The organism is Bacillus haikouensis, from assembly GCF_013179555.1.
GTDB classification, from domain to species: Bacteria; Bacillota; Bacilli; order Bacillales; family Bacillaceae_B; genus Rossellomorea; species Rossellomorea haikouensis_A.
The window spans coordinates 1-1,906 of record NZ_JABMCR010000481.1; the positions used below are offsets into that span (position 1 = coordinate 1).

Sequence of the window (1,906 nt, forward strand, 5' to 3'; positions counted from 1 at the left end):
TATCGCGGCATTCAACGTCGGGATTGCGATCGGATCGTTTGTCGGAGGACTCATCGTCGAGGGCATCGGATTGATTCATACACCATGGATCGGCGCATTGATGGTCGTTGGAGCCGTAATGTTAACGGTTTGGCTGCGCGGTTTGGAGGAGAAACCTCATTAAGAAGTAGAAACGTCCCGTGTGATGCGGGGCGTTTTTTTGCGGAAATAAAAGGAATCAACCTCGTGTATTGTATGGTAAAATAAGGATATAAAAGAGGGGGGTTTCGTGAAAAGAGGGCTCTTTATGAGAAGATGGTTCCTGATTCTGTTGACGCTTTCGATCCTTATTTTCAGCGGATATGTGTTTTTTTACAACGGCATTTCAGGTATTGAACGTATGATGATTCAAACGTACAACCAAAAAACGGAATCATATGAAAAAGGGAAAGTGGTGACAGAAAAGTCATCCATCAGGACATTCACAAAGATTCTGAACAGAGCAAGGCATGAAACAAGAACCAGGTACAAAATGGCTTACAGTAATGACTATAAGATCACGGTCATTATGAAGATCAGAGTAAGGATACGTTTCTGGTTTGGAAGAGTTCTGGAAGATATACACATATCATCAGAACAGGAAGGAATGATTCCTTTAAAATCAGTGATGAAGACAGCAGGCAGGAGCTTATGAAACTATTAAAAGAAAGTTCTTAGAGATAGGAAGGGAGAGCAGAATGAATCGTTTCATCATCATGACCGTCGGCAAGACCCATAGCGGAAAGACGACGTTTGCAAATAAATTGGAAGAGAAGCTTATAGATGCTGTTGTGGTCGATCAGGATCTTCAAGCAGAATTTATCAATACCTATTATAGAAAGTTATTGGCAAAACAAGGACCGAATACAATTAAATATGCCGTTACGAAAGCAATTGTGGACCATGCAGTCGAACAAACCGACTGTCATCTCATCATCTGTAATTCGAACCGAAGTAAGAGCGGACGGAAGGATCTGCTTGATTATTTTCACAGTAAAGGTTTCAACAGTATCCTGGTCAATTTCGATTTGCCTGCCCATGTAATTGAAGAGCGTGTTGCAACTAGTTCGCGCAGTAAAATCATATTTAGGAGTGCAACCACTTTTGAAGAAGTACTGGCAAGGCAAAATGCGGAGTCAAATAAAGTGGACGTGTCCGCACCAATGGAAGGGGAGGCAGATCATTTATTCGTCATCAGGGGGGAAGAGGACGTTGAATGTGTCATTCAGGAGATTGCGGGGATTCACCGTTTAAGAGGAGGGGACTTATGAGTATCGGACATGAATATCTGAAAATAGTCATTAATCGGTTTGAGAGTGTAAAAAGTCTTGGTGATAAAACGATTGATCAATTATCAGAAGAGGACATCTTTTGGGCGTATAACAGCGAATCGAATAGCGCGGCAATCATCATAAAGCACATGAGCGGTAATATGGTTTCAAGATGGACCGACTTCTTGAATTCGGATGGAGAAAAGGATTTTCGGAATCGAGACGGGGAATTCATCACGGACCTGTCTTCTAAATCAGAGGTGATGCTGATTTGGGAAAAGGGGTGGCAAACACTGATGAATGCATTGGCGGGGTTGACTGAACAGGATTTATTAAAAACCATAACGATTCGGGGAGAGCCTCATTCGGTGATTGATGCCATTGAGAGGCAGTTAGCCCATTATGCTTATCATGTGGGGCAGCTCGTTTATATAGGTAAGCAAGTGAAACATGATGACTGGGAGAGTCTCAGCATTCCAAAGGGGAAATCGGAAGACTATCTAAGTGATATGCTGGAAAAACATCAGGGAAAATAAAAAGGGTTTCAAAAGATGATACCTAACTTACAAATGAGGCTGGGACAAAAGTGTTATAGTCTAAGTAAAACCCGAACTAAA

General features: G+C 42.0%; 3 protein-coding genes and 1 pseudogene. All 4 read left to right on the forward strand.

Going from position 1 to position 1,906, the window contains the following annotated elements; genetic code table 11:
• Positions 1–163: pseudogene (locus tag HP456_RS25225) on the forward strand (MFS transporter); the annotation flags it as partial.
• Positions 164–286: 123 nt separating this feature from the next.
• Positions 287–673, forward strand: a complete 387-nt coding sequence (locus HP456_RS23435; RefSeq protein WP_172255528.1) for a hypothetical protein — start codon at positions 287–289, stop codon at positions 671–673.
• A gap of 43 nt (positions 674–716) precedes the next feature.
• Entirely contained in the window at positions 717–1,289 is a 573-nt protein-coding gene (locus tag HP456_RS23440) for an ATP-binding protein (protein WP_172255530.1), read from the forward strand.
• Positions 1,286–1,825, forward strand: a complete 540-nt coding sequence (locus HP456_RS23445; protein ID WP_172255532.1) for a DUF1572 family protein — start codon at positions 1,286–1,288, stop codon at positions 1,823–1,825. The genes HP456_RS23440 and HP456_RS23445 overlap by 4 nt, the downstream gene beginning before the upstream one ends.
• The last annotated feature ends 81 nt before the right edge of the window (positions 1,826–1,906 follow it).

Excerpts from the sequence above, each read along its gene's own strand:
- HP456_RS23435 (WP_172255528.1), top strand. The coding sequence starts at position 287 with ATGAGAAGATGGTTCCTGATTCTGTTGACGCTTTCGATCCTTATTTTC.
- HP456_RS23440 (WP_172255530.1), top strand. The coding sequence starts at position 717 with ATGAATCGTTTCATCATCATGACCGTCGGCAAGACCCATAGCGGAAAG.
- HP456_RS23445 (WP_172255532.1), top strand. The coding sequence starts at position 1,286 with ATGAGTATCGGACATGAATATCTGAAAATAGTCATTAATCGGTTTGAG.